The 1,164-nt window shown below is 54.4% G+C and carries 1 protein-coding gene; it reads right to left on the bottom strand.

What is annotated here, in order from left to right:
• Positions 1-205 precede the first annotated feature (205 nt).
• The coding region (gene recA, locus HWQ67_RS19220) for a recombinase RecA (RefSeq protein ID WP_218254306.1) at positions 206-1,164 on the bottom strand (959 nt) is incomplete at its 5' end.

Raw genomic sequence — 1,164 nt, 5'->3', positions numbered from 1 at the left:
TGCTTGCAGAGTAGACCTCTTTTTTCAGTATCCTATACATTTACGTACCTGCCTATGATTTAGATTATAGCAAATTTCATTGGATTATTACGGGGTCAAGGGGTCAGCGACCCCCGGCTCAGTGGGGGACTGGTCCCCTTGCGGGGGAGGTCTGAGGAGGGGGCGGAGCCGCCCCTTTCTTGTCTTTTCCGTGAGTTGATAGAGTTCACTCGTCCGTAGGGGCAGAGGAGTTGTTGTTGGTAGATGTGGTTATCTGTGGGATGTTTCCACTTGCCATGATCTTTGCTTCTATGTCGTCCATGACATCGGGGTTTTCGATGAGGAATTTCCTGGCGTTGTCTCGTCCCTGTCCGAGCTTTGAGCCTTGATAGCTGTACCATGTTCCGGCACGCTCAACGATACCCATTTCAACTCCGATGTCAATGATTTCGCCTGTCTTTGAGATTCCCTCGTTGTAGTATATGTCAAACTCGGCCTGCTTAAATGGCGGAGCAACCTTGTTCTTGACCACCTTGACCTTGACATGTCCACCGATGACCTCCTGGTTTGACTTGAGGTTTTCGATTTTCCTGATATCCAGCCTCATGGATGCGTAGAACTTCAGGGCATTGCCCCCGGTGGTGGTCTCCGGGTTTCCGTATGAGACGCCGATCTTATGCCGTATCTGATTGATAAAGACAACCGAAGTACTGGACTTTGAGATGACCGCCGTGAGCTTTCTCAGTGCCTGACTCATCAGTCGAGCCTGCAACCCCGGCAGTTGGTCACCCATTTCGCCTTCGATTTCGGCCTTAGGCACGAGCGCAGCCACCGAGTCAATGACAATGATATCGAGTGCGCCACTTCTGACCAACGACTCGGCAACCTCAAGCGCCTGCTCGCCACTATCAGGCTGCGATATCAAGAGGTCCGGCACCCTGACCCCGATGCGGGTTGCGTAGGCGACGTCAAGGGCGTGCTCGGCATCGATAAACGCCGCAATGCCGCCGGTCTTCTGGGCCTCGGCGATGGTGCTCAGGGCCAGCGTGGTCTTGCCCGAGGACTCCGGACCATAGATTTCGGTGATCCTGCCACGGGGTAGTCCTCCCACTCCGGTTGCCAAATCCAGCGTCAACGACCCCGTGGGAATTACCTTGATGACCTCAGCAACGGCCTGCTCGCCCA

It is taken from the genome of Candidatus Magnetobacterium casense, from assembly GCF_019173545.1.
GTDB classification, from domain to species: domain Bacteria; phylum Nitrospirota; class Thermodesulfovibrionia; order Thermodesulfovibrionales; family Magnetobacteriaceae; genus Magnetobacterium; species Magnetobacterium cryptolimnobacter.
This window is presented reverse-complemented; position numbering and strand designations above follow the sequence as displayed.